Source organism: Gilliamella sp. wkB72 (genome assembly GCF_001693745.1).
Classification (GTDB): domain Bacteria; phylum Pseudomonadota; class Gammaproteobacteria; order Enterobacterales; family Orbaceae; genus Gilliamella; species Gilliamella apicola_E.
Genome location: NZ_LZEI01000009.1, coordinates 36,628 through 62,677, shown reverse-complemented (window position 1 = coordinate 62,677; position 26,050 = coordinate 36,628). Strand labels below are relative to the sequence as shown.

General features: G+C 34.9%; 23 protein-coding genes. 11 read left to right on the top strand and 12 right to left on the bottom strand.

The genetic code is table 11. The features are described 5' to 3' along the window. Positions 1–85: 85 nt before the first annotated feature. Positions 86–1,024, bottom strand: coding sequence for a DMT family transporter (locus A9G07_RS04750; RefSeq protein WP_065562269.1), 939 nt, complete (start codon positions 1,022–1,024; stop codon positions 86–88). A gap of 388 nt (positions 1,025–1,412) precedes the next feature. On the opposite strand from A9G07_RS04750, the gene A9G07_RS04745 reads away from it, so the two are divergent. From A9G07_RS04745 to A9G07_RS04735, 3 genes are read left to right on the top strand one after another with little or no spacing between them, the layout of a single operon-like run. Beyond that, complete coding sequence (locus A9G07_RS04745; RefSeq protein ID WP_065734243.1) at positions 1,413–2,534, top strand: glycosyltransferase family 4 protein; 1,122 nt, start codon at positions 1,413–1,415, stop codon at positions 2,532–2,534. Next, on the top strand, positions 2,527–3,330 hold the full coding sequence (gene rfaP / locus A9G07_RS04740) for a lipopolysaccharide core heptose(I) kinase RfaP (protein ID WP_065734242.1): 804 nt from the start codon (positions 2,527–2,529) through the stop codon (positions 3,328–3,330). The genes A9G07_RS04745 and rfaP overlap by 8 nt, the downstream gene beginning before the upstream one ends. Positions 3,331–3,345: 15 nt before the next feature. Further along, on the top strand, positions 3,346–4,971 hold the full coding sequence (locus A9G07_RS04735) for a DUF2813 domain-containing protein (RefSeq protein WP_065734241.1): 1,626 nt from the start codon (positions 3,346–3,348) through the stop codon (positions 4,969–4,971). A gap of 60 nt (positions 4,972–5,031) precedes the next feature. Here the strand turns inward: A9G07_RS04735 and ettA are convergent, their stop codons facing one another. Further along, the gene (gene ettA / locus A9G07_RS04730) at positions 5,032–6,699 is read right to left on the bottom strand and encodes an energy-dependent translational throttle protein EttA (protein ID WP_065734240.1); all 1,668 of its coding nucleotides are present in this window, start codon (positions 6,697–6,699) and stop codon (positions 5,032–5,034) included. 225 nt (positions 6,700–6,924) lie between these two features. Here ettA and A9G07_RS04725 point away from each other — a divergent pair, with 225 nt between their 5' ends. Next, positions 6,925–7,776, top strand: coding sequence for a YcxB family protein (locus tag A9G07_RS04725; protein ID WP_065734239.1), 852 nt, complete (start codon positions 6,925–6,927; stop codon positions 7,774–7,776). A gap of 53 nt (positions 7,777–7,829) precedes the next feature. On the opposite strand, the gene nfsB is transcribed toward A9G07_RS04725, so the two are convergent. Then, the gene (gene nfsB / locus A9G07_RS04720; protein ID WP_065562275.1) at positions 7,830–8,474 is read right to left on the bottom strand and encodes an oxygen-insensitive NAD(P)H nitroreductase; all 645 of its coding nucleotides are present in this window, start codon (positions 8,472–8,474) and stop codon (positions 7,830–7,832) included. 456 nt (positions 8,475–8,930) lie between these two features. On the opposite strand from nfsB, the gene A9G07_RS04715 reads away from it, so the two are divergent. From A9G07_RS04715 to leuD, 7 genes are all read left to right on the top strand, one after another. Further along, entirely contained in the window at positions 8,931–10,013 is a 1,083-nt protein-coding gene (locus tag A9G07_RS04715) for a Gfo/Idh/MocA family protein (RefSeq protein ID WP_065734238.1), read from the top strand. Between the two features lie 10 nt (positions 10,014–10,023). Continuing rightward, the gene (locus A9G07_RS04710; protein ID WP_065734237.1) at positions 10,024–10,911 is read left to right on the top strand and encodes a sugar phosphate isomerase/epimerase family protein; all 888 of its coding nucleotides are present in this window, start codon (positions 10,024–10,026) and stop codon (positions 10,909–10,911) included. A gap of 16 nt (positions 10,912–10,927) precedes the next feature. Then, a complete protein-coding gene (locus tag A9G07_RS04705) occupies positions 10,928–12,235 on the top strand; it encodes an MFS transporter (RefSeq protein ID WP_065734236.1) in 1,308 nt (435 codons plus the stop codon). 334 nt (positions 12,236–12,569) lie between these two features. Continuing rightward, positions 12,570–14,117, top strand: a complete 1,548-nt coding sequence (gene leuA / locus A9G07_RS04700; RefSeq protein ID WP_065734235.1) for a 2-isopropylmalate synthase — start codon at positions 12,570–12,572, stop codon at positions 14,115–14,117. A 61-nt stretch (positions 14,118–14,178) separates the two neighbouring features. Next, on the top strand, positions 14,179–15,258 hold the full coding sequence (gene leuB / locus A9G07_RS04695) for a 3-isopropylmalate dehydrogenase (RefSeq protein ID WP_065734234.1): 1,080 nt from the start codon (positions 14,179–14,181) through the stop codon (positions 15,256–15,258). Between the two features lie 64 nt (positions 15,259–15,322). Beyond that, positions 15,323–16,732 carry a 3-isopropylmalate dehydratase large subunit gene (gene leuC / locus A9G07_RS04690; protein ID WP_065734233.1) on the top strand — a complete coding sequence of 470 codons (1,410 nt, stop codon included), beginning with the start codon at positions 15,323–15,325 and terminating at the stop codon, positions 16,730–16,732. 11 nt (positions 16,733–16,743) lie between these two features. Continuing rightward, on the top strand, positions 16,744–17,346 hold the full coding sequence (leuD, locus tag A9G07_RS04685; RefSeq protein WP_065562279.1) for a 3-isopropylmalate dehydratase small subunit: 603 nt from the start codon (positions 16,744–16,746) through the stop codon (positions 17,344–17,346). Positions 17,347–17,561: 215 nt separating this feature from the next. On the opposite strand, the gene A9G07_RS04680 is transcribed toward leuD, so the two are convergent. From A9G07_RS04680 to A9G07_RS04640, 9 genes are all read right to left on the bottom strand, one after another. Continuing rightward, on the bottom strand, positions 17,562–18,977 hold the full coding sequence (locus A9G07_RS04680; protein ID WP_065734232.1) for an RNA polymerase factor sigma-54: 1,416 nt from the start codon (positions 18,975–18,977) through the stop codon (positions 17,562–17,564). A 6-nt stretch (positions 18,978–18,983) separates the two neighbouring features. Then, positions 18,984–19,709 (bottom strand): LPS export ABC transporter ATP-binding protein, encoded by a 726-nt coding sequence (lptB, locus tag A9G07_RS04675; RefSeq protein WP_065562280.1) that lies wholly within the window; start codon positions 19,707–19,709, stop codon positions 18,984–18,986. Between the two features lies 1 nt (position 19,710). Continuing rightward, a complete protein-coding gene (lptA, locus tag A9G07_RS04670; protein WP_065734231.1) occupies positions 19,711–20,265 on the bottom strand; it encodes a lipopolysaccharide transport periplasmic protein LptA in 555 nt (184 codons plus the stop codon). A 3-nt stretch (positions 20,266–20,268) separates the two neighbouring features. Continuing rightward, positions 20,269–20,835 carry an LPS export ABC transporter periplasmic protein LptC gene (gene lptC / locus A9G07_RS04665; RefSeq protein ID WP_065562282.1) on the bottom strand — a complete coding sequence of 189 codons (567 nt, stop codon included), beginning with the start codon at positions 20,833–20,835 and terminating at the stop codon, positions 20,269–20,271. A 101-nt stretch (positions 20,836–20,936) separates the two neighbouring features. Next, positions 20,937–21,215, bottom strand: coding sequence for an acylphosphatase (gene yccX / locus A9G07_RS04660; protein ID WP_065734230.1), 279 nt, complete (start codon positions 21,213–21,215; stop codon positions 20,937–20,939). Positions 21,216–21,294: 79 nt separating this feature from the next. After that, positions 21,295–21,978, bottom strand: coding sequence for a GntR family transcriptional regulator (locus A9G07_RS04655; protein WP_065734229.1), 684 nt, complete (start codon positions 21,976–21,978; stop codon positions 21,295–21,297). Between the two features lie 138 nt (positions 21,979–22,116). Continuing rightward, complete coding sequence (locus tag A9G07_RS04650) at positions 22,117–23,598, bottom strand: mannitol dehydrogenase family protein (RefSeq protein WP_065734228.1); 1,482 nt, start codon at positions 23,596–23,598, stop codon at positions 22,117–22,119. 12 nt (positions 23,599–23,610) lie between these two features. Then, positions 23,611–24,963: an MFS transporter gene (locus A9G07_RS04645; RefSeq protein ID WP_065734227.1), complete on the bottom strand. Its 1,353-nt coding sequence runs from the start codon at positions 24,961–24,963 to the stop codon at positions 23,611–23,613. Between the two features lie 57 nt (positions 24,964–25,020). Further along, positions 25,021–26,037: a Zn-dependent oxidoreductase gene (locus A9G07_RS04640; protein WP_065734226.1), complete on the bottom strand. Its 1,017-nt coding sequence runs from the start codon at positions 26,035–26,037 to the stop codon at positions 25,021–25,023. Between the last annotated feature and the right edge of the window lie 13 nt (positions 26,038–26,050).

The following is a 26,050-nucleotide window of genomic DNA, read 5'->3' as shown; positions in this document are numbered from 1 at the left end:
TTGACTTTGATAAGTGTTAAAACCATTCAAAGTCAATCGATGTCTGAATCAAAAAATCAAGTTAACCTTTTGTTGAAGTAACGATTTATTGATTGTCTCTATTTTTGTCGCTCTTTATCCACTTTTTAAAAACATTGACAGGTAATTTTGTTATAGCAAACCCACACAACATAATGATTGTACAAATGATGAAGTTAGTTGAAATGATTTTATGCTCATAAATCGATGAAATAAAAATAGCAACGACCGGGAAAATAATAAAAATAAATGACAATACTACCGGGCTCATTCGTTTTAATAAAAAGAAATAAGCAATAAAGCCAAATACGGATGCAAAAATACCGAGATAAATTAATGCTAACCAGCTATTTAACGAGATAGTTTGAAAATTATTTTCTTCAAAAGTAAAACTCAACAAACAAAGTGCGATACCCGCAACGCCTATCGGTAGGGTATTGAAGGTAAATACATTTATACCTTCGCCAGCTTTTTTGGAGTAAACATATAAAAAACCATGCATCAATGCCGCTAACAGTATTGATATTACGCCCCAAAAATCGCTATAGGAAAGAATAAAACCTTCAGAGATTAAAATGTACATCAAACATAAAAATCCCACTGTAATACCTATTACCTGATTTATATATATTTTATCTTTTAAGATTATCTTAGCGAAAATAATTGAAAAAATCGGCATGGTGCTAAATAACAATGAGGTTAAACCTGACGATACATATTGTTCACCAAAACTAATTAAATAATAAGGAATGGTAAAATAAAATAACGTTAATAGTAGAAAAAAATGGAATGATTTTCGAGGAAACAATATTGGTGATTTAGCAATAATTGTAATTAATACTAAAAAAGGAAATGCGATAACAAAGCGCAGACCTGCGGCTAACAAAGGGTTAACAGTTTCAACGGCAATTTTTATTCCAATCCATGTCGTTCCCCATGTGAAGCACACAACGAGAAAGAGAAATAAAATAACATATTTGTTATTAAAAAAAATGTCCTTATTCATACTAATCTTCTCTTATCCATTAATAAAAACTAAGTTTGCTAATATAATATAAAATATAGGTTTTTGTAAGCTTATAAAAAATATTGTTAGATTCTCTTCAGAAAAATAGTTTTAGCTATGAATTTACTTTGATATAAAGTGCTTTGAACATGTCTAAAACAATCATTTATTTTTTAGTTCTTTTAATATTGTTAATAAGAAATGAAAAGATAATTATTTGCGATTCTAACCGTTAAAATCGCTTTTAGATTCTATTTAGTTTTTACTATTTCACTCTTAAATACTGGAATTTATAAATAGTCTTAACAATCCTTGTAGGCAAAATCAAGCTTTGCGCATCAATCAAGAGTGAGTATATAATATTCCTTTCTGACTTGAGGCAATCTAGATGCAACTAGCTTTTTGTATTTATAAATATTTCCCTTTTGGCGGGTTACAACGTGATTTCTTGCAAATTGCTACCGCTTGCCAAGCTCGTGGACATCAGATCCGTGTTTATGTATTGGACTGGCAAGGTGATAAGCCAGCTGGGATTGATATTATTATCGTGCCCCAAAAAGGATTCTCTAACCATAGCCGAAATCAAGCCTATTATCATTGGGTGAAAGCTCACTTACAAGCTAATCCAGTAAACTGTGTGGTGGGTTTTAATAAAATGCCTGATTTGGATGTCTATTTTGCTGGAGATACTTGTTTTGCTGAAAAAGCCGCTCATAAAGGCTTTTTTTATAGATTATCGAAACGTTGCAAGCACTATTTAGCATTTGAAAATTCAGTATTTTCGCGAAGTTCACAAACTAAAATCATGGTGCTCACTAAGCAACAAATTCAAGATTTTAAGAATCACTATCATACCCAAGATGAGCGATTTTTTTTATTACCGCCAGGGATTGCTTTAGATCGAAAATATTGTGCTGATAGCCCCAAAAAACGTGAACAATTTCGACAAGCTAATCAAATTAGCTTAGATGATTTTGTAATTGTGCAAATTGGGTCAGATTTTAAACGTAAGGGGGTTGACCGTTCTTTGAGAGCTATTGCAGCTTTACCCGATGCGCTTAGGCAGAAAGTTAGCTATCTGGTCGTAGGACAGGATAATCCTGAACCTTATCAGAAGTTAGCCGATGACTTAGGCATTAGTAAACAAGTGCGTTTTTTCTCCGGTCGTAATGATATTCCTGATTTTCTATTTTCAGCCGATCTCTTGTTGCATCCGGCAAGGCAAGAAGCCGCAGGCATGGTATTGATTGAAGCTTTAGCGGCTGGGGTACCGGTGATTGTGTCGGGTATTTCTGGGTATGCTTATCATATCAGCCAAGCTAATGCCGGCATTGTGCTGCCAGAACCTTATGATCAAAGCACATTGAATCAAGCGTTAGAACGGTCTATTAGTGATAAGGAGCAATGGGGTAATTGGCATAATCATGCGATTGCTTATGGTGATAGTGAAGATTTATATCATCTAGCACAACGCGCAGCAGACATTATTTTAGGATGTCGTTATGAATGAAATCAAACTAAAATCACCCTTTAAAGAGTTATGGTTAGGTAAAGATCCATTCACTGAAGTTGAATTAATTTCAGGTAAAGTTTATCGTGCGGTTAAACAAAGAAAAACCCTTAATTTTGAGTTGGATGGTGAATCTTATTTTATTAAAATTCATCGTGGCAGCACGGTTAAAGAGATTGTAAAAAACCTTATTTCTTTACGTTTGCCAGTTCTAGATGCTAAACAAGAGTGGGATGCAATTCATCGTTTAGAGCAAGTTGGTGTTAATACGATGGATGGGCGCGCTTTTGGGCGCAAGGGATTAAATCCGCTTACTCGGCATTCGTTTATTATTACTAAAGATCTTAATCCAACCATTAGTTTAGAGGATTTTACTCGACCATGGTTAGACAATCCACCTAGCTATCATTTAAAACGTTCGTTAACTATTTATTTAGCTAATATGACCGCTAAAATGCACGGCGCGGGTGTGAATCACCGTGATTGTTATTTGTGTCATTTTTTGTTGGATTTACCGTTATATGAAAATAGTGAAGAAATAAAACTTTCTGTAATTGATCTTCATCGAGCACAAACACGTGATAAAGTCCCGACGCGTTGGCGTGATAAAGATTTAATTGGACTTTACTTTTCATCAATTAATATTGGGCTAACTCAGCGAGATATTTGGCGTTTTTTAAGAAGCTATTTTAATAAACCCATTAAAGCCATTGTACGTGATGAGCATAAGTTAATTGATAGTGCTAAGCGTAAAGCTGAGCGCATTGCGAAACGAACTGAAAAGTACCAACTTTAACCATAAGGATATGTCATGTTTATTGAACAAATTGATATCAAAGGGTTTAGAGGAATTAAGCAACTTTCGTTAAAACTTAACGCTAAATCAAGCGTTTTAATTGGTGAAAATCAATGGGGGAAATCAAGTTTACTTAGTGCGTTAAAGTTGCTAACTCTAGATAATAAGTTTTATCAGTTTGTCGATTCAGATTTCTATTATGATAATGATAATGATGGTAATCATATCTCAATAAATGTTGTCTATTGTGAATCCTATCCAAATCAATTAAATGAACAAGCTTATCAACCTTTGCAAGCCGTTAGCTATAGCTCGCAGTTAGATAATTTATATCGAATTACTTACCAAATGAGTGCTCAAAAAAGTGGTGATAGTATTATCACTGAGCATCATTTGTTAAATGAGCACGGACAGTTGTTAAAATTAGATGAGTCTAAGTTATTAATTGCTATTTTAATTAATTTGAATCCAGTGATGCCGCTTAAAAATTCGATTAATGCTAAAGATTTACCTGTTACTAATCAACCTTTATCACAACACTTTATTGACCAACTTTCCGAACAGTTAAAAGCCCATTCAGAGCAATTGAGCCAAGCTGAACTTAATCGAGGATTACAAGCTGCTCGTTCATTATTAGAATACTATTTTGTTGATTATCAACAACGTTCTAATTATAAAAAAATGGCGCAAAAAAATAGTCCAAAAATAGAAGATTGGAATTCTCTCGAGCGCATCAATAATATTTTGGATGATTTGGATAATGATTATCTACGTACTGCCCTTTTAGGTATATTTGGTTCTATTGTTAATGCTAAGGGTGATAATCCACTATCACACAGTTCAGTCCCCATTTTAATTTTGGAAGAGCCAGAAAGTCAGCTACATCCGATTATTTTATCGGTCGGCTTTCGATTATTGAAAAATTTACCCGCTCAAAAAATTATTACCTCTAATTCAAGTGATTTGGTGTCGTTATTTCCTTTGGAGAGTATTTATCGATTAATCCGACTTCCAGATCAAATTGTCACTAAGTACATTTCACCTCATTCATTGAGTGTTGCCGATAGTCGACGCATTTTGTTCCATGTCCTTTATCGACGCCCTACAGCCCTATTTGCCCGTTGTTGGTTACTGGTTGAGGGTGAAACTGAAGTGTGGTTATTAAGAGAGCTCGCAGAACAAAGTGGTTATCACTTAAGTTCGGAAGGAATTCAATTGTTAGAATTTGCGCAATGTGGTTTAAAACCATTAATCCATTATGCAAATAAAATGGGCATTCGTTGGTACGTGATTACTGATGGCGATATGGCTGGAAAAAAATATGCCGAAACCGTGCAATCACAATGTGCTCCAGGTGAAAATCTAAACGATTATATTACTGTATTACCCGCGCGTGATATTGAAAACTTTTTATTCAAACATGGCTTTAGTCATGTTTATAAATTAGCTGCTTATAATACGGTTGCTCATATTGATATGTCGGTACCCAAAATTATTCAAAAGGCGATCCACAAAAGCTCAAAACCGGATTTGGCTATTGCGGTTTGTGATGATGCTAAAGCTCGAGGCATTACAGCAATTCCAAGATTGTTAACCGATACTTTTGCTAAGTTGGTTAAGACATCTAAATCCTTGCTTTAAATTTTTATTGATTAGACATTGATAACCCGCCGATAACTTTCGGCGGAATAATTTATGAAGTTATTTTGTAATTCGTTTATATTTGGCTCGTTTAGGTTCAAGTGCCTCCGCGCCTAAAGTGCGTTTTTTCCACTCTTCATATTCGGTAAAGTTACCTTCAAAGAACTCCACATGCCCTTCATCTTGGTAATCGAGAATATGAGTTGCAATGCGGTCTAAGAACCAACGGTCATGCGATATTACTAATGCACAGCCCGGGAACTCTAATAACGCATTTTCCAGCGCACGTAAGGTTTCGACATCAAGGTCATTGGTTGGCTCATCGAGTAATAGTACATTACCACCAACTTGAAGTAATTTAGCTAAATGCACCCGACCACGTTCACCACCAGACAATTCACCAACTCGTTTTTGTTGATCCACACCTTTAAAATTAAAGCGACCAACATAAGCACGGCTTGGGATTTCGAAGTTACCAATACGCATGATGTCTTGTCCATTTGAAATTTCATCCCAAACAGTCTTATTATCATCCATACTGTCACGGAATTGATCGACAGAGGCAAGTTGTACGGTATCACCTAATGTGATAGTTCCTGAATCTGGTTGTTCTTTACCCGATAGCATTCTAAATAGCGTCGATTTACCCGCTCCATTTGGACCAATGATTCCAACAATCGCCCCTTTAGGAATACTAAATGAGAGATTATCGATTAATACTCGATCGCCATATGATTTAGTTAAATTAGCGACTTCAATGACTTTATCACCTAAACGTTGCCCAGGCGGAATAAAGAGTTCGTTAGTTTCATTACGTTTTTGGTAATCATTGTTATTTAATTCTTCAAAACGCGCTAAACGAGCCTTGCTTTTTGCTTGGCGACCTTTTGGATTTTGACGCACCCATTCAAGCTCTTTTTCAATCGATTTACGGCGAGCAGATTCGGTTGCCGCTTCTTGCGCTAATCGCTGATCTTTCTGTTCAAGCCAAGATGAATAATTACCTTCCCATGGAATACCTTCACCACGGTCTAGCTCTAAAATCCAACCAGCAACATTGTCTAAGAAATAACGGTCATGGGTTACAGCGACCACCGTGCCTTCATAGTCATGTAAAAAGCGTTCTAACCATGCGACAGATTCAGCATCTAAATGGTTAGTCGGTTCGTCAATTAATAACATGTCTGGTTTTTCCAACAATAACTGACAAATCGCCACTCGACGGCGTTCACCACCCGATAAATTTTCGATTTTTGCATCCCAATCAGGCAAGCGTAGTGCATCAGCAGCTCGTTCTAATTGATTATCCAGATTATGCGCATCTTGCGATTGTATAATGGCTTCAAGTTCGGCTTGTTCTTTGGCTAATTTGTCAAAATCAGCATCTGGATCAGCATAAGCCGCATAAACTTCATCTAAACGAGCCAATGCTTTTTTGGCATCACCAACGGCTTGTTCAATTGCTTCACGTACAGTTTGTTTAGGATCAAGTTTAGGTTCTTGCGGTAAATAACCTATTTTTATATCCGGCTGTGGACGAGCTTCACCTTCAATTTCGGTATCCACTCCAGCCATAATTCGTAGTAATGTCGATTTACCTGCCCCATTTAAGCCAAGAACACCAATTTTGGCACCGGGGAAAAAACTTAATGAGATATCTTTTAAAATATAACGTTTAGGAGGAACAATCTTCCCAACACGATTCATGGTATAAACATATTGCGCCATAAAACATCATCCGTTTGTTAAATTAATCATAGCCAAGTTAATTTTACTTGCTATAAAAGTCATGCCGTATATTGTAACGATTCTGTCAATGGGGTCTAGGGTTATTTGTCGAATTGATTAGATTTATTCACTGTCGGTTTTGTTTTTTACATACAATTTACTCAGTTTTATATATAATCAATTAAATTGACAGTATTAGTGATAAAGACCATTTTAGGAGCAAGGATGAGTAATATCACCGTTAATTGCCACATTGATCGACAATATTTAGTTGATACTTATTACGCACTGCTAGATTGTTTAGATAATGATTTTGCAGAACAATTAGATGATTCGATTGCTGATAATATGCGTAATTTTACCTTCACCTTCGATAATGAAAAAATAGTACAGCTAAATAGAGATAAAAACGAAGTCAGTACTTTCTATTACTCTGATTTGTATCAAATAAAAGAAACCACAACTGGATTATTTTTTTTTAGTAATAAGATTATTTTTGAATTTGTTCGTTATGATCTTTTTCAACCGGATGAGTTACTGCTGCTAAAAGATTATCTGGCTCCTTATTTAAACAAAAACCAACAACCCGAAATAGCAACGGTAAATTATCAATTTGACTATCAAAAAGTATATGCTTTTATTTGTTATCAATTTCGAAATTCAAGAAAAAGGATGTTTATTTTATCTACTATCCTTTTATTTTTGAGTTTGTTGCTATTTCCAAAAAATCCTACTTTATCAGTACTAATTTTCATACTGCCTATTTTATTACTTACCTTATTTTTGGCTAATTTTAAAAAACAATCAAAAAAGCAGGTTTTAACATTGAATGAACGCTTTGGCAGTATGACCTGTATTTTTTATGATGATCATCTAACATTCAATTACAAAAAAACAGTTGGATCTTTTAATATTAACTATGCTGAATTTCATAAAATAGATAAAACATCAAAAGGTTATGTGTTTTTCATACAAGAGAGTTCGGGGTATTACTTTTTTTATAACGAGTTTAGTTTAGAACAACAACAAGCGCTGGAAGAGAAACTGAAACACTATAAAAATTATTCAGTGAAATAAAAACATACCTTTTTTACTCATCCCACCTAATACGAGGTGGGATGTTAATCAGATTATAAAAAGGTGAAGATTTGATCTTTCGGCAGACGTGATTTTGGACGATGCGCATTACCATCATCTTGAGCACGATAACCTAACGTTGCAACCACAATGCTTTTCAATCCTTTGCTTTTAAGATCTAAAATTTCATCCATTTTAGCAGAATCGTAACCCTCTATTGCGGTAGAATCAACACCAATTGCTGCAGCAGCAAAAAGCAATTGCCCTAATGCAATATAGGCTTGTTTACCTTCCCAGCACTGTTGTGATTCAGGTGTTTTGCTATTTAAATTTACAAAATAACGTCGTCCCTGATCTTGAGACGCCTTTAATTCCGCCGAAGGCAAACGGCCGTCTTTCTCTTCTTGATTAAGGAGATTAACTAAATGGGCTTCATCCAACGGAGTTTTAATACAAAAAACAATAGTATGTGATGAGCCGGTGACACGTGGTTGATTAAAATCAGCTATTGCCGGCAAAATTTTATTTTTGGCCGCTTCATTATCAATAACATAAAAATGCCACGGTTGAGAGTTGACCGATGACGGACTGTTTCTTAAAACAGTTAATAACTGCTCAATCTTATCTTGGGGAATCTTTTTCGTTTTGTCATAATGTTTGGTGGTATAACGTTTTTGTGAAATTTCGACAATATTCATAATGGCTCCAATAATTGATAATTAATTCTGAAATAGCGTTACTTGTGTAAAACTATTTTTTAGAGCAAAAAATGATACATAAATAATGAACATTCTTATTTTTGAAATGATTATTTTGAATCTATTGAAAAGTACTTATCAGGCACCTTATCGCTTATGCCCTTAAACTCCTACCATTTTGCATACTATTAAACTATTTTTCAATTTATTTCTTGGCGTTCATGTTTGATGAACCATTAATAATCAGTGATGGATATAGAAATTGATTTACTTTCAAAAAAATATAATCCGTTGGTTATGCCGAGTTAATCCTTAATTTGATAAATAGAAAATAATTTTTCCAAAAATGTGACCGGTATCAAATAATTTATTATTCGATTAATCTTATAATTGAAAAAAATTGATTCATTTTTTTTGAATCAATAAGTTACCAGTAACATTGGAGGATTTTATTGAATGGAAAATTTAAAAACAGCTATTGTTGGTTGTGGAAAAGTAGGACATTTTCACGCAAAAGCATTAATGAATTTAAAACAATCTAATTTTATTGCTGTTTGTGATCAGAACTTATCACGAGCTCAAGAATTTGCTAAACAGTATGGTGTTAAAGCCTATGATAATGTTGAGCAAATGATTTTAAATGAAGGGATTGAGATGTTGAGTATTTGTACTCCTCACCCTATCCATGCATCGGTCGCCATAACTGCAACAAGTTTAGGATGCCATATTCTTGTCGAAAAACCTTTAGCATCAAATTTGGCCGATTCTCATGCAATATTATCTGCTGCCAAAAACGGAAAAGCTAAAGTCGGAACCGTATGTCAACGTCGTTTTTATAGACCATGTTTAAGAATAAAAAAAGCAATTGATGAAGGAAAAATCGGAAAACCAATCATCGGAACAGTAACAATGTTAGGTTGGCGTGATAAAGCTTACTACGAAAGTGATCCTTGGAGAGGAACATGGAAAGGTGAAGGTGGAGGCGTTTTAGTCAATCAAGCTCCTCATCAACTGGATTTACTTTTATGGTACATGGGTGAAGTAGAAGAAGTATATGGATTATGGAGTAACTTAAATCATCCTTATATCGAAGTCGAAGATACAGCCGTTGCAATTATTAAATTCAAAAATGGTGGTATAGGTAATGTGTTAGTAAGTAATTCTCAAAATCCTGCGCTATATGGAAAAGTACATATCCATGGTGAAAATGGAGCTTCTATTGGCGTACAAACTGATGGAGGTGCAATGTTTATTGCTGGTGTATCTTCAATTACTGAGCCCCCATATAATGATTTATGGACAATTCAAGGTGAGGAAGATCTGTTACAAACATGGAAAAAAGAAGATTGTGATTTTTTTAATAGTGTTGATTCCATGTACTATTATCATCAACTTCAAATTGAAGATTTTCTCAATTCAATAATAAACGATACACCTCCTTTAATTGATGGGCTTGCTGGTTTAAAAACTGTTGAGTTGATTGAAGCAATTTATCGAAGTACACAAAGCAATAAAGTTGTGAAGTTTCCTTTAGATTAGGAGTGCTATCGTGAAAATTGGATACAATCAATCAAATGCAATGAAATGCTCTAGTGTAGATAAAGATTTAGTCTTGTGTGAAAAAAATGGCTTTGATTTTATCGAACTAAGGTTAGATATGCTTCATGAATATCTAAAAGATCATGATATAAATGAATTAAAGCAATTTTTTGAAAAAAATAACTTAAAACCTCATGCATTAAATGCACTTTATACATTTTCAACATTATTTGATGGTTCTCAAAGCCAACAGGAGCAAGATTTAGTAGCAGAATTTATCTGGGGATGCGAAATAGCGCAAATAATTGGATCTGAATATTTTATTATTGTTCCCCCATTACAAAGAAATCCCGATGGCGGGCCATTTATTGGTTCATGGGAAGATAATTATAAAAATTCAGTACGAATCCTATCCCACTTATCAAATTTAGCTAAGCCCTATGGCATTAAACTTTGCTTTGAATTGGTTGGTTTTAATCGCAGCTCTGTTAGAACTGTTGAACAAGCCTGGCAAATAGTAAAAGCAGTAGATAAAGATAATGTTGGGTTAGTTATTGATTCTTTTAATCTTTATCTATACAACCGTTTGAACGACTTTTCAATAATAAAACAAATTCCTGTTAATAAAATTTTTGCTGTGCATATAAATAATGGTGACGACGCACCTGAAGAACAGTTATCTCAAGCATTACGTCGTTTTTGCGATAAAGGAGTACTCGATTTAAATAATTTTCTAATCACATTAAAAGATATGGGATACACAGGAATGGTTTCGATTGAAACATTTCGGCCTGAATATTGGGAAAAGACGCCTGAATGGATAATCTCCCAAGCATATCAAACAACTCATAAAATCATGAGTGATTGTAACTGTTTAACTAATGGACGTTATGTATAACTAACAAGGAAATAACATGAAAGCAACAAAATCTCGATATTTTGTATTGGTGTTACTTTTTATTGTAACAGCAATCAATTATATGGATAGAGCAAATTTATCTGTAGCCGGCACAAGTATTCAAGCTGATTTTTCATTAACTCCAACACAACTTGGTCTTCTTTTTTCAATGTTTACTTGGGCATATGTTTTAAGTCAAATACCAGTTGGCTATATACTTGATCGAATTGGAGTACGAAAATTATACGGATGTGCAATTGTTTTATGGAGTATATTCACTCTACTTATGGGAATTGCTTCAAATCATTTATTTACCACAGCAACAGCATCATTCATTTTTTTACTGTTATGCAGAGCGTTAATAGGTGTAGCTGAAGCGCCATCTTTTCCAGCTAATACTAAAATAATATCAACTTGGTTTCCTACCCAAGAAAGAGCTAGTGCTACTGCACTTTATGCTTGTGCGCAATACATTGGCCTTGCGGGATTGACACCAATTTTAGCTTTCGTTGTGGCTAATTATGGTTGGGAAATGTCATTTTACGTTTGTGGTATTGTAGGTATCATCTTCGGTATTTATTGGTTAATCCGTTATCGTGATCCTCTAGATAGTAAAAATACTAATCAACTTGAAATTGATTATATAAAACAAGGAGGTGGTCTAGGACAAGCCCAAAAACGCCAAGAAAAAGTTGAATGGAAAGAAATTAGTTATGTGTTAAAGCAACGTAATTTTTTAGGCTTATGTATCGCTCAATTTGCCTTAAATTCAACCCTTTATTTCTTTCTTACTTGGTTTATTGTTTACCTAGAAAAAGGGTTACATTTATCTATATCTAAAGCTGGTATTGGGGCAATGTTCCCTTATATTATGGCGATGGTTGGATTATTATGCAGTGGATTTGTAAGTGATGCATTAATGAAAAAAGGCAAAAGTAGAACTTTTTCACGAAAATTACCATCAATTTTAGGGTTAGGTTTTGCTGGGGTTATGTGTTTAGCTAACTTTTTTGAAGATTATCCAGCTATTGCCATTGGTTTATTATCATTTGCTTTTTTTGCAAATGCTTTTGCAAATATCGGTTGGGTTTTACTAAGTGATATTGTACCAGCAAAAGTAATGGGTACAGTTGGAGGATTTTTCAATATTGCTGGTAACTGTGCGGGTATAATTACTCCAATTATCATGGGGTTAATTCTCGAATACACTAATAGTTTTGCTTATGCAATGTGTTATATCTCTGCTGTTTCTTTAATTGGGGCTCTTGCACACATTTTCATTATTAAAAAATTAGAAACAATAGAAATTCCTGAAGGAATCTAACGATAATTTAATTTTATTATGGTGATATTTGTTGCTGATATTTATTGTAATGAGTAATTAATATTCAAATAATCATTGACACAACAATGATCATTTGATAAAAATATCATCAATATTTTATAAATAATATAACAATTGAGAAGTTAATGATTAAATTTACTAGCCTCCTACTCAGCCTCCTCCTCGCATCAGTTTGCGCGGATAGCTTGTGTGTGGAGTAAAAGTGATTTAATACTTAACTCGATAGATTAACAAGAACCCGCGCTAAAGTGCGGGTTTTTTGTTTTCTTAACTTGAAATACCGAGATAGCACCAAAATATAAAGGAAATAACAATGAGCGATCAGATTATTATTTTTGACACAACATTACGTGATGGTGAGCAAGCGTTACAAGCAAGTTTAAGTGTTAAAGAAAAATTACAAATAGCTTTAGCATTAGAAAGAATGCGGGTTGATGTGATGGAAGTTGGTTTTCCTATCTCATCGCCTGGTGATTTTGAATCAGTACAAACTATCGCTAAAACCATTAAGAATAGTCGTGTATGTGCGTTGTCTCGTTGTATTGACAAAGATATTGATGTTGCCGCTGAAGCGCTAAAAGTAGCCGATCAATTTCGTATTCATACCTTTATGGCGACATCAACCTTACATGTTAAAGATAAATTAAAAATGACATTTGAAGATGTCGTTGAACGAGCGGTGCACTGTGTTAAACGTGCACGTAATTATACAGATGATGTGGAGTTTTCTTGTGAAGATGCAGGCCGTACCCCAATTGATAACTTATGTCGGATTGTTGAAGCAGCAATTCAAGCAGGGGCAACAACGATCAATATTCCGGATACTGTCGGTTATACTGTCCCTTATCAATTTGGTGGCATTATTCGTACCTTATTTGAACGTGTCCCGAACATTGATAAAGCGATTATCTCTGTTCATTGTCATGATGACTTGGGCATGTCGGTGGCTAACTCGATTAGCGCGATTCAGGAAGGTGCTCGGCAGATTGAAGGCGCGATGAATGGTTTAGGCGAACGAGCCGGTAATACTGCTTTAGAAGAAGTGATTATGGCGATCAAAGTTCGTCAAAATATCTTAAACGTTCACACTAATATCAATCATCAAGAAATCTACCGTACCAGCCAAATTGTAAGCCAAATTACTAATACACCAATACCGTCTAACAAGGCGGTTATTGGTAGCAATGCTTTTGCCCACTCTTCAGGAATACATCAAGATGGTGTATTAAAAAACCGCGAAACTTATGAAATCATGACACCAGAGTCGATCGGTTTAAATCAAATCCAATTAAATTTAACTTCACGCTCTGGTCGAGCAGCTGTTAAACATCGCCTAGAAGAATTGGGTTACCACGATAACGATTATAATTTAGATCAAGTTTATGAAGCTTTTTTAGAGCTTGCTGATAAAAAAGGCCAAGTTTTTGATTATGATTTAGAAGCTTTGATATTTATTAATCAACTTAAAGATGATCAAGAGCATTATGTTTTAGATTATTTTAATGTTCAATCAGGCTCTACTGTCGTTTCAACTGCGTCAGTAAGTTTGATTATTGGCGATCAAAAATATTCAGATGCGGCAACGGGTAATGGTCCAGTTGATGCAGTTTATCAAGCAATAAATCGTATTACCGGTGAACCAATTACCATTGTAAAATATCAATTAGCTTCTAAAGGTCAAGGTGAAAATGCCTTAGGTCAAGTTGATATCGTTGCCGAATATAAAGGACGCAAATTCCACGGTGTTGGGCTTGCGACTGATATTGTTCATTCATCCGCATTAGCATTAATTAATGTTTTAAATAATGTTTATAGAGCTAATCAAGTTGCTGAGCAAAAACAAAAATTGCACCACGATTAAATAATAGATGCGATTTCGTTATTTATTGACGAAATGCTTAAATTAATTATAAGGAATAGATATGTCTCAAAATTACCATATTGCAGTATTACCTGGCGACGGTATTGGTCCAGAAGTGATGAAACAGGCTTATAAAGTGCTTGAAGTCATTCGTCAAAAATATAACCTTGCAATTACGACTAGTGAATATGATGTCGGTGGTGCAGCAATTGATATTCATGGTTGTCCATTACCTAAAGAAACACTAGAAGGTTGTGAAAAAGCCGATGCTATTTTGTTTGGCTCAGTTGGTGGTCCAAAATGGACAAACTTACCTCCAGATCAACAACCTGAACGCGGAGCTTTATTACCATTACGAAAACATTTTAAATTATTTGCGAATATGCGCCCTGCTAGTTTATATCAAGGTTTAGAAGAATTATGTCCTTTACGTGAAGATATTGCTAAGCGTGGTTTTGATATTTTATGTATGCGTGAACTAACTGGTGGTATCTATTTTGGTTTACCTAAAGGGCGTGAAGGTTCTGGCCCTCAAGAACGTGCTTTTGATACTGAAGTTTATCACCGTTTTGAAATTGAGCGTATAGCTAAAATGGCATTTGAAGCTGCAAAAATTCGTCGTAAAAAAGTCACTTCTGTTGATAAAGCTAATGTATTACAAACATCAATATTGTGGCGTGAAGTTGTAAACGAAGTTGCTAAACAATATCCAGATGTCGCACTTGAACATATGTATATCGATAATGCAACCATGCAACTTGTTAAAGATCCTTCTCAATTTGATGTATTATTATGTTCTAATTTATTTGGTGATATTCTATCTGATGAGTGCGCTATGATTACCGGTTCAATGGGAATGCTACCGTCTGCTAGCTTGAATGAAGATGGATTTGGATTATATGAACCAGCTGGCGGTAGTGCACCAGATATTGCTGGTAAAAATATTGCTAATCCAGCAGCACAAATTTTATCTTTAGCATTATTAGTGCGTTATAGTTTAAAACGTGATGATATCGCCAAAGCTATTGAAAATGCAGTTAATAAAGCTTTAGAACAAGGGACCCGCACTATCGATCTTGCTCGTGGTGGTAGTTATGTTTCAACCGATGAAATGGGTGATACCATTTGTCGTTTAATTTAATTTTTAGACTAAGGGTTAAGCTATCATATTAACCCTTTTAAAGAATATTAAAGGAATATAAGCAATGTCTACAAAACCAAAAACATTGTATCAAAAATTATATGATGCACATGTTGTCTATGAAGCACCGAATGAGACCCCTATTTTGTATATCGATCGCCATTTGGTTCATGAAGTAACCTCTCCTCAAGCCTTTGATGGCTTACGAGCGATGAATCGTAAAGTCCGCCAACCTCATAAAACATTTGCTACGATGGATCACAATACTTCAACGAAAAGCAATGATTTAAGTGCTTGTAGCGAGATGGCTAGAATCCAATTAACTGAGTTAGCTAAGAATGCTGAAGAATTTGGCGTATCTTTATATGGTTTACAAAGTCCATTACGAGGTATCGTTCATGTTGTTGGACCTGAACAAGGCATGACATTGCCTGGTATGACCATTGTGTGTGGTGACTCACATACTGCAACGCATGGTGCTTTTGGTGCATTAGCTTTTGGTATTGGGACATCAGAAGTTGAACATGTTTTAGCTACCCAAACCTTAAAACAAGGTCGAGCTAAAACCATGAAAATTGAAGTAAAAGGCAAAGTAGCCAGTTGCATAACTGCTAAAGATATTATTTTAGCCATCATTGGCAAAACAACGAGCGCTGGAGGTACTGGCCATGTAGTTGAATTTTGCGGGGAAGCAATTACATCTTTGTCAATGGAAGGTCGAATGACATTATGTAACATGGCGATTGAAATGGGAGCCAAAGCGGGACTAGTTGCACCGGATGAAATCACATTTGAATATTTGAAAGGTCGACAATTTTCGCCTAAAGGGGCAGATTTTGAGCAAGCAGTCGCTTATTGGAAAACCTTAAAAACAGATGAAGGTGCACATTTCGATACGATTGTAACTTTGGAAGCTAAAGATATTGCTCCACAAGTAACTTGGGGAACTAACCCTGGTCAAGTCACTGCTATTGATAAGCAAGTTCCAAATCCACAAGATTTTTCTGATCCGATAGAAAAACAGTCTGCTGAACGTGCGTTAGCTTATATGGGTTTAACTGCTGGTACTAAGATGTCTGATATTAAGATCAATAAAGTGTTTATCGGCTCTTGCACGAATTCTCGTATCGAAGATCTTCGTGCTGCGGCAGAAGTCGCCAAAGGACGCAAAGTAGCTGATGGCGTTCAAGCTTTGGTTGTTCCAGGTTCTGGGCCTGTACGTGAACAAGCAGAAGCTGAAGGATTAGACAAAATTTTCATCGATGCAGGTTTTGAATGGCGTTTACCAGGATGTTCAATGTGTTTAGCGATGAATGATGATAAGTTAGCTCCTGGCGATCGCTGTGCATCAACCAGTAATCGTAATTTCGAAGGACGACAAGGACGTGATGCCAGAACACATTTAGTTAGCCCTGCAATGGCTGCTGCTGCTGCCATTACTGGTCATTTTACTGATATTCGCAAACCATTTTAAGGAGACTTGTCATGGCGAAATTTACAAAACATACTGGATTAGTCGTTCCTTTAGATGCTGCAAATGTGGATACTGATGCCATTATTCCTAAACAATTCTTACAGAAAGTTACTCGTACAGGATTTGGACAACATGCATTTCATGAATGGCGATTTTTAGATGATGCCGGTAAACAACCAAACCCTGAATTTGTGTTAAATAAACCTCGTTATAAGGGTGCGAGTATTTTATTAGCTCGTGAAAACTTTGGCTGTGGATCTTCTCGTGAACACGCTCCATGGGCATTAACAGATTATGGTTTTAAAACTATTATAGGATCGAGTTTTGCCGATATTTTTTATAATAACTCGTTCAATAATCAACTATTGTTAGTGAATCTACCTGAAGAAGATGTTGATGAGCTTTTCAAGATTGTAGAAGCCAACGAAGGTATTGAGTTTACTATTGATTTGGTTAACGAAGTTGTCATTGCTGGAGATAAACAATATCCTTTTAAAATTGATGCTTTTAAACGCCATTGTTTGTTAAATGGACTAGATAATATCGGTTTAACACTTCAACATGAAGATGCAATCAGTGCCTTTGAACATAAGATTCCAACATTTTTAGCTTAAAATCTTTATGAAAATATCATCGCTTATTGTTGTTTAAGCGATGATATCTCACTACTTCTTAAATAAACTTTCAACTACACTTCATATAAATAACTAACCGAAGCTATACTTGGAATCACTGAGTTTTATATTAATAAATTCAATCAGATAAATGGTTTATTGCTTATCAGTTAAGTTATCACTTAAGGTGTGATGACTAAATATTAAGAATTAAGTTAAAGTTGTTTTCGATGGCTTGATGGAGGTATTGATAACGCTTCACGATATTTGGCCACTGTACGGCGAGCAATTATGATACCTTGATTTTCAAGGAGTGAGACTAATTTACTATCACTCAGAGGTTTTTTAGAATCTTCATCTGAAATATATTTTTTAATTAATGCCCGAATTGCTGTGGAAGAGGCTTCCCCACCGGATTGAGTGTTAACATGACTTGAGAAAAAGAATTTTAACTCAAAAATACCGGTTGGGCATTGTAAATATTTTTGCGTTGTCACTCGTGAAATAGTCGATTCATGCATATCTATAGCTTCAGCAACATCAGATAAAATCATTGGCTTCATATATTCAGCGCCATTTTCAAAAAAATCTTGTTGATGCTCAACAATAAATTGACTAACTTTTAATAACGTCTCATTACGATTCTCGACACTTTTTATAAACCAATTAGCGTCTTGTAAATGTGCGCGAATATATTGGCTGTCATGTTCATTGCTGACTTTTTCCATCGCAGCATAGTGTTGATTAATACGTAGCGTTGGAACAGTATCATTATTTAATTCTGCTATCCATTTACCATCAATTTTTTTCACTACAACGTCCGGAATAACATAATCAGGTGGCGTGGTATTAACAGAATCCCCCGGATAAGGCTGTAAATGTTGAATAAAGTTAATAGCTTCTTTTAGTTGCTCATCAGAAGCATTTAATCGTTTTTTCAGTGTCCGGTAATCATGACTTGCTAATAAATCTAAATAGTCATTGATGATCTCTTTTACTAACGCCGGTGGTATTACATGTTGGATTTGAATAGATAAACATTCTTGTAATGTTCTTGCTCCAACCCCGATGGGATCAAAATGCCAAATTCGCTTTAATACTGCTTCAACCTCGTCGAGCTCAATTTCATTATTACCTTGTTCCTCTAAAATTTCTTCAGTTGAAACAGTCAGGTAACCTCTTTCGTCTATTGCTTCAATAATGGATAGCGCAATTGCACGATCTACCTCACTAAAAGGCGTTAAATCTAATTGCCAATTTAAATAATCATGCAAGGTTTCGTGTGTTTCACCTTGATAGATAGGTAACTCATCATTACGATAATCAGAATAGGTTCCTGATGGTGTGCCTGCAGTATAGATATCATCTAAAGTTGCATCTAAAGGAATATCCTCTGGGATTTCCTGACTATCGAGTGCTTCACGAGTATCAATATTTTCGCTAGGCTCATGCTCTTCAACATTGATCTCATCGTATTGATCAGCAACCTCTAATAGTGGATTGTTTTCAAGTGCGGTTTGAATTTCTTGTCGTAATTCTAATGTAGACAATTGCAACATTCGAATCGCCAGTTGCAATTGTGGAGTCATTGACAACTGTTGCGATACCTTCAGTTGTAACCCTTGTTTCATCATAATCTATAATCTGAATTCATGTCCTAAGTAAACACGTTTTACATATTCATTATTTAATATGCTATCTGGCGTACCTTCAGCAATTAAATGTCCCTTATTTACTATATAGGCACGTTCACAAACATCAAGCGTTTCGCGGACATTATGATCTGTAATTAATACTCCTAACCCACGATCTCGTAGATGTTTAATGATATTTTTGATATCAATAACAGAAATCGGATCAACCCCAGCGAATGGTTCATCAAGTAAAATAAATTTTGGATTAGCAGCTAAAGCTCGAGCAATTTCAACTCTTCGTCTTTCACCGCCTGATAAAGATTGGCCTATATTGTCTCGAATATGTGTGATATGAAATTCTTCAAGTAACTCTTCTGCTCGATTTAATTTTTCATTTTTGTCAATATCTTGGCGTGTTTCTAAAATAGCCATAATATTGTCTATAACAGATAATTTTCTAAATATTGAGGCTTCTTGAGGTAGATAACCAATACCTTTTTGAGCACGCTCATGTAATGGTAAAATACTGATATCATGATCATCAAGATAGATTCTTCCTGCATTTAAAGTCACAATGCCAACTACCATATAAAAAGTAGTAGTTTTACCCGCACCGTTAGGACCAAGTAAACCAACAATTTCACCAGAATTGACGGTGAGACTTACATCTTCAACAACACGTCGTTTTTTATAAACTTTTGCGAGGTTTTCAGCTTTTAAAATTGACATTTTATTTATTCATCTCTTTAACTTGACTTGGGATGATAGTAGATTTCACCCGTCCTGAATTACCCGGCTGCGCAAGTATTCGTTGTTTTTTGACATCATAAGTAATGATCGGACTTTTTATACGGTTATCTTGCTGAATAAGCTCCGCATCACCTTGTAGTACAATATTACTTTCTTTCACATCATAAATAACTTGTGATGAATGACCTGTTACAACTTTATTATTTTTAGGCATAATTTGCTTATATCTTACAGGGTTACCATATCCAGTAATTTTTTGTTTGGTAGAGTCTTGCATATCGGTTATAACAACCTTATCAGCCCAAATGGTAAGACCTTCCTGAACAATCAGTACATTACCACTAAAGGTAATAATATTTTTTTCAATATCGATTTGTTGGTTATCTGCATCAATTGTAATAGGTTTATCATTAACAACCATCTTTTGATCTTTTTGAGGGGAAGACGCTTCAAAATTAGGCTCATTTGCAAAACAAGCAAATGATACATATAACATAAAAAATAATGGATAAATTGCTTGTTTTCTCAATCTCATTTTTTATTGTGCCTCAGTATTATAATAGGTTTTTATATTCTCAAGTATATTTGCCGTCTTTTCTCTTAAATCGCCAACTAACCCTGTCCCCGTCGATAAAAAGCCAATCCCTTTTATTTTTACAGGATCATTTGATGTGACAAGTTGTGTTTTTAAATCGACCACTGCGTTATCTGTCAATACTTGCTGTAATTGTGAATCAGGTGATAAATTTGTTAATTGTACATCTTGATAAAGGTAGATTAATTTATCATTAGTCAATGTTGCACGTTTTGCTTGAATATGCCAAGTCGCGGCATGTTCCTGATCGTAAAGCGTGACATTAGGTAAATCAAAATCTGTATTTTCATTGCTATCAAAATGTTTTACTTTGCTTGAAGCAATTTTATATACCATAGTGCCTGATAAATCATAGACATTGGTTATCATCTCATCACTTTGATAAATGGGTGTATCAGGCGAATTTGCGTTTGATGGTGCGACTGAAACACTATCTTCTGTTTGGTAAACAGAATAAATACCAATTATCAGAATAAGGAGTAGGATACAGATTAAATTTTTTTTATTCATAGTTTACGTTAATTATGTAAATAAAGTTAATCACTAATAAAAGTAGACCTTTATTACAAATCACCCAAAAATTGCCTTATTTTACTTTATTTTTTAGTAAATTAATATCTAACATTAAAAGAAGTTAAATCATTTTTGGGGGGCTGTTCTGAAACATCAATACCAGTTATTCGTGCGGATGTAGGACCACCTCTTTCAATCCACTGTATTAACTTAGATATTATTAAATCATCCCCTTTAGCAACTAACTCAACGTCACCATTATCTAAATTTTTAACATAACCCGCTAATCCTAACTTAACTGCTTGTTGATAGGTAAAAAAACGGAACCCTACCCCTTGAACACGACCAGATACTCTAATTTTAACTTGTTTTATCATACTAAAAAGTCTCACTCGATAAACTAAGCTTAATTTAAAAATTGAAATCGCGAATTAGTTTGTTTATTTAATAAAATGATCAATCAACAAACCATTCATTATGCTGTTGTGATACTATTTTTATCGTTTTTAATATAGTTGATAAATGCTCATGAAGTGCAAGTGCAGCCATTTCAGGATCATGATTTTTTAGCGCAATAACGATTTTTCCATGCTGTTTAACTAGGTCTTCTGGTGGGGATATATCTTCTAAAGTAAGGTATCTTACCCTATCCATCATTGCTTTGATATTTTCGACGGTTTCCCATGCCATGGGACAATCAATAACATTCATTATAATCTGATGAAATTCATCATCTTTTTCAAGAAAATAACCAATATCTTTATGTTTGTTAGCGTCAATTTGTTCTTTTAAATTTTTTTCGAGTAATAAAAGATCTGAATCATTAATTTCTTGTGCTGCACGTTTAATAATTGCACACTCAACCGCATCACGAATAAATTGACCATCAATTACTTTTTTGACTGATATTTTCGTTACAAAAGTTCCACGTTGTGGAAGAATTTGGACCAATCCAGCTTCTGCTAGTTTAATAAAAGCTTCACGAACGGGTTGGCGTGAAACATTAAATTGACCCGAAATGTCTTTTTCAGACAATAAAACACCTGGTAATACTCGGCAAGTGATAATGGCCTTTCTTAATTGGCGATATATTTGTTGATTAACAGGTTCTGAGGTTGTTAACGCTTCCGATTTGAACATATATTACTTTCAAAAAACAAATTACAATAAAAGAGAATATAGGGGATTTTTGAATATAAGAAAAGTTTTTTATTTAATAATAAAAGTGCAATCATCTAAAGATGATTGCACTTGGCTTATTAATTATTGTTAGTGGAATTAAAAATTTTGAGTTATTTGTTTAACGGTCTCTTTTGCTCCTATGTCTCTTAAAGAAAAATAAGCTTTAGTTACCTGTTCAATAAACAATGGATTTTGGGGTAGATCCTCTCCAAACACATGTTTTAAAGATAACAGTGCATTAACTCGATCTTGATTATCTGAACTATTTAAAACCAACTCTTTTAATTTCTCGGCTGCTGGATCGCAAACTTCAATAACGTTACCACTATCATCCACACCACTAACATAACGCATCCAAGCTGCAACACCTAAAGCTAAACAATCAAATGGTGTACCATTAGCTAAATGATATCTAACAGAATCAAGCATACGTTGTGGAAGCTTTAATGTTCCGTCCATTGCGATTTGCCATGTACGATGTTTTAAACCGGTGTTGCGATATCGATCTAGTAATGAATCAGCATAAGCTGACAAATCAACATTTTTTACCCGCAATGTAGTTGCTTGCTCATTTAACATTAAATGCCTAGCTGCTTTAACATAATTAGGATCTTGCATACATTCATCAATATGCATATAACCAGCTAAATAACCTAAATAAGCGAAAAATGAATGACTACCATTTAACATGCGTAATTTCATCTCTTCATAAGGCAATACATCATTAACTAATTCTGCCCCTGCTTTTTGCCACTCTGGACGACCAGCCACAAAATTATCTTCAATCACCCATTGTCTAAATGGTTCACCAGCGATACCTGCCGGATCATCAATACCACCAAGTTGTTTTTTTATTTTAGCCATCGTTTCCGGCGTTGATGCGGGTACAATTCGATCAACCATTGTTGATGGGAAAGTAACATTTTCCTCAATCCATTGCGCTAAACTTTCATCGCGCTGTTTAGCCAAGGCTAACACAACATTACGAGTAACATGTCCATTTTCTGGCATATTGTCACAAGACATAACTGTAAAAGGTCTTAATCCTTGCTCTTTACGTAAATGTAAAGCTTCCACAATGACACCTGGAACAGATTTAGGTGTATGTGGATTAGTTACATCATGAATAATTAATGGATTATTAGTATCAATTGATGATGTTGATGGTAGATAGCAATAACCTTTTTCGGTTACAGTGATTGACACAATTGCAATTTCTGGACGAGTCATCACATCTAAGACTTTCTCAATTCCATCAACATCTGCATGTAATGCTTCTTTTGCAATACCTACAACACGAGTATTCCAATTATCATAAGACATTTCACACACACTAAATAAGCAATCTTGTTGTTTTAAATCTTGAATTTGTGCTTCACCACCAATCAAGTTAACTTCACAGTATCCCCAATCGCTATCATATTGCGCAGCCAATATATCTGCATAAATAGCTTGATGAGCACGATGAAATGCTCCAAAACCAAGATGAACAATTTTGGTTTTAATTTTGCTTCTATCATAAGTTGGAACAACTACCTCTTTAGGTAGTTGTGATAAAGTTTGATTCGATAATCTCATTATTTCTTCCGTCTAATTTTTACTATCTGCCGCATCATGTAAGTCAGCTAAATCACGATCTTTTACCTCCGGCATAAGAATAGCCGAGATAAGACCAATACATGAGTAAACAATAATCATAGCCACAATTGGCCACCAATCATTTACCATTTTACAGAAAATTCCAGCCAGAATTGGGCCAAATCCTACGGCAATTAAACCACCTGCTTCTTTAGATATTGCCATTTGGGTGAATCGATTGCGAGCACCGAACATTTCGGCCATGGTGATGTTTTCTAGGGCAAATAAGCCTAAAACTGCAATATTATGAATGAGAATCAAACATAATGTAATAGTATTTACAGAATGATTTATATCTACAATGATAGATAACATTGGATATGCTAGTATAATTGCAGACAATGTTAGTATTATATAAGGAATTTTTCGACCAATCTTATCTGATAACCAACCTAAGAAAGGAATAGTCAAGAAGCCGACAATTGAACTAAACATAATTGCATCAGTTGGAATACTTTTATTAAATAATAATGCTTGCACTAAATATCCCGCTAAGAAAGTTTGGATTAGACCAGAATTTCCTGCTTGACCAAAACGTAATCCTGTAGCTAACCAGAATGATTTACTTTTAAACATTCCAAGTAATGAGATATGTTTTGTAACATCACTATCATTTTTTAGCGTATTAGTATCATTAACCTCATCAAATACAGGGCTTTCTTTTAAATTCATTCTTAGCCAAATTGCAAAAATCATAACAACAACACTTGCTATAAATGGAATGCGCCAACCCCATGCAACTAATTGATCTTTATCTAATAAAAAAAACATAAATGCCCATATTGCTGTTGCACTTAATGTCCCACAGTTAGTTCCCATTGCAACTAATGAAGAAATTATTCCTCTTTTCCCTTTTGGTGCATATTCAGCGAGCATTGTTCCAGCGCCAGAAATTTCAGCACCTGCGCCTAATCCTTGAATTATACGTAAAACAACCAACATCAATGGCGCAAAAATACCTACTTGAGCATAAGTTGGTAGTACACCAATTAACGTAGTACATACCCCCATCATTGTAATAGTAATGAATAAAACTTTTTTACGGCCGATAGCATCACCCATGCGACCAAAAACGAAGGCACCAATGATTCGTGCAACATAACCAGCACCATAAGTGCCCATTGCTAAAATCAGCGCCATAATAGCAGATTGTTCCGGAAAGAAAATTTCATGGAAAACTAAAGCAGCACCTAAAGAATATAATTGAAAATCCATAAATTCTAGAGCTGTTCCTAACCAGCCTGATACTGCGGCTTTAACTAAATCCGAAGTATCCCTTTCACACTTATTTCCTATATTATTCATACTGTTCTCTCTTTTAATATTTTATCTAAAAACGTTCTTCATAAGGCTTTTTGAGTGTTAATTAAAGGTCAATAAAACTTTGCAGCAATGTTTCTGATCTTTCTCAAAAGTTTCAATAGCTTGAATTACTTGCGTATAATCAAATTGATGAGTGATTAACTTCTGAGGGTTTATTAATTTTTTCTTTAACCAATCGATAACAACTGGAAACTTATTCGCATTTAATCGAGAAGAAAAAATAGATAGCTCTTTGCTGGTTATCCCTTGTTGAGTAATTACACAAGGATCACTTGAAAAGCCCATGATTAGGATCCTTGCAGCGGGAGAGGCAATAGTAATTGCTTCTTGTAAAATCGAAGGATGACACGCAGCATCAATTATAATCGTCGGTTTAATATTGAGTTTTTCTAGTTCATTCTTTAGTAATATATCTGTATTGTTTATTACTATATCTGCACCACTTGTTTGTGCCATAGCCAAACGTTCATCGATTCGATCGACAACGATAACTTGTTTAACTTTATAAACACCTTTTAGCGCCTGTACTGATGTTAGTCCCATTGGACCTGCACCATAAATTAAAGCAACATCATTTTCAGCTGGTTTCAAATGACTAGTAGCATTCGCTGCAATAGTAAACGGTTCAATCATTACAGCAAATTCATTACTAATATCATCTGGAATCGGGTAGGCATTTTTGCTTGGCACTGTTGTATATTGACTAAATCCACCATCACGATGAACGCCTAAAACAGTCAAAGATGTACAAACATTGGGACGCCCAACTGAACAAGGGTAACAACAACCACAGCTAATGACGGGATCGACAGAAACACGTTCACCAATTCTTGATCGATCTACTCCTTCACCTACCTCATCAATGACGCCAAAAAATTCATGTCCGATGACTCTTGGATATTTTGCAAATGGATTGTGTCCTCGATAAATATGACTATCTGAACCACAGATGCCAGCTAGTTTAACTTTGACTCTAACTTCACCTTTAGCTGGTTGAGGAACTTCACGTTCCTCGATTTCTAGTTCATTAGGTTTTTTTACAACGATACTTTTCATATAAGCTCCCTCA